The sequence below is a fragment of the Nocardia sp. NPDC058497 genome (genome assembly GCF_042720195.1).
In the GTDB taxonomy this organism is placed as follows: domain Bacteria; phylum Actinomycetota; class Actinomycetes; order Mycobacteriales; family Mycobacteriaceae; genus Nocardia.
The window spans coordinates 1-1,923 of the sequence record NZ_JBHXMY010000842.1 but is presented as its reverse complement, the minus strand read 5'-3'; the positions used below and the strand labels follow the sequence as shown (position 1 = coordinate 1,923).

General features: G+C 68.1%; 2 protein-coding genes. Both read right to left on the bottom strand.

Annotation, left to right across the window (positions count from 1 at the left end):
- Nucleotides 1-32 precede the first annotated feature (32 nt).
- Entirely contained in the window at nucleotides 33-1,454 is a 1,422-nt protein-coding gene (locus tag ACFWPJ_RS31640) for a WGR domain-containing protein (protein ID WP_378857018.1), read from the bottom strand.
- Nucleotides 1,455-1,584: 130 nt separating this feature from the next.
- Nucleotides 1,585-1,923, bottom strand: a 339-nt coding sequence (locus tag ACFWPJ_RS31635; RefSeq protein ID WP_378857016.1) for a hypothetical protein, incomplete at its 5' end; no start/stop codon positions are given.

Here is a 1,923-nt window from a genome sequence, read left to right as displayed (position 1 = left end):
TACCGCCCGGCCAGCTGACCGAGTGACCTCGGTCAGCTCAGGCGGCGGATGTCGCCGCGAACGCGGTAGAAGCCACCGCGGGCCGATTCGGTGACGGCGTCGACGACATAGCGTGTGCCTGCCTGGCGGATGTCGCGGGGGAACTGGACGTTCCAGCCACGCTCGTAGCCGGGGCTGACGACGTGCACGCGCAGGGAGCCGCCGTGTTCGACGCATTCGACGACGATGCCGGTGCCCGCGTCGGTGGTGACCTCGACGGTGCTGGAGGCGGCGACGGCGGAGATCTCGGGGGCCTTGACCGAGACGGTGCTGGGGAGCACGCCCTGATCGGCATCGCGGATGGCGGACTCGCTCACGTCGAGGCAGGCCAGCGCGCCGGAGGTGGTGACCAGGTACAGCTTCTCGTCGTGGTACTGCATGGAGTAGGCCGAGCCGCAGCCGGTGGCCAGTTTCCACAGGCGGGTGCCGGTGGCGTCGAAGCAGTAGACCGACGAGTGCGAGTCGCCGGCGAAGACGTAGCGGCCGTCGGGGGAGGCGGCGCAGGAGAAGACGGCGGCGTCGCACTGGTAGGCGCGGGTGGTGACGCCCTGCTTGGTGATCTCCTCGACGCGGTTGGCCGCGGTGCCCGCGTAGACGTCGGAGGTCTCCTGCCAGCCGAACAGGACGGAGCCGTGGGTAGGTGAATGCCAGTGGGTGGCACCGGTTTCCAGGTCGTACTTGGTGACGCCATTGCTGTGGCCGTGGTAGACCCCGGTGGGGTCAAGGCGCACCATCCAGCCGGACGAACCGGTGCTGCGGGCCGACCACAGGGATTCCTCCTCGTGGTCGATGACGGTCAGACCGCCCGCGGCGTCGGAGGCGGCGAGGATGCCGTCGTGGATGTCGAGCCAGTAGACGTCGGTGGCGGAGACGTCGTAGGCGGCGCGCGGGACCTTGCCCGACAGATCGTAGACGCGGCCGTCGTCGCAGCCGGCATAGATCCAGAAGTCGTCGGCCACCAGGCATTTCACGCCGTCGGGTAGCTGGTAGCGATTGGTCACCACGCCCTCGGGGGTGAGGGTGAAGACCTCGCCGTTCTCGTTGCCGACCCAGCAGCGCTGCTCGTCGACGAAGATGCCGAACGCGGCGGCGCCGGAATCGAAGCGCCACAGGACCGGGGCGCTCTTGGCGGTCGAGCGCTGGCTGGTGATCACGCGGCGGGTCGCCGCGCGGCGCTGGCGCGCACCCATCACGGCGGGCGCGTAACCCTTGCGGACCTTCTCGCCGATCTTCTTCTGCGCGGCCGACTTCGCCTTCTCCGCCGTGGCGAACGAGCTCGCCTTGGACTGACCGTGCTCACCGATCCGGCCGAAGCGGATGTTCACCTGGGTGCCGGTGACGATCACCTCGTAGAACTTGTGCGAGGAACCGGTGTCGTCGGACAGTTCCAGGTAGGTGGTTTCGGCGGTCGTCATGGATCCTCGCTGACTCGTGCGGTGTGTCGAACGAGCGAAAAGTAGAAAGGCACACCGACATTGCCGAGAACCTCCGCGAAAGCCCGCGCATTCACGCACGTCGCGGAGGTTCACACCGACTGGTGGGGAATCAGCGGCGCTGTCCCGGCACGGGGTGTCGAGCGGGTTCCAGCGGATCCTTCGGTGTTCCGCTCGACGTTGCCGCCGCGGACTGCCCCAACGCGAAGACGATGGCGGCTTTGCTCAGTTCATCCCGAAGCTCGGGATCCTCGACTCTGGTCAGCAGGGTCCGGGCGTGCAGGAAAGCACGGTCGGCCCGGATGGACTGCTCGACCCGCTCGGCCTGTCGAGTCAGATGCACGCGGGCCTGACTCGCCCATGCGGTCCCGACTCCGCCGACTTTGTTCAGCAGCCTGTCTCTTATACACCTCTCCGCGCCCCCGCGACCGTCAGTCAGCGCGGGTGGCCG

What these genes read in the sequence shown, in the direction of transcription:
- ACFWPJ_RS31640 (WP_378857018.1), bottom strand. Translation starts at nt 1,454, where the DNA reads ATGACGACCGCCGAAACCACCTACCTGGAACTGTCCGACGACACCGGT.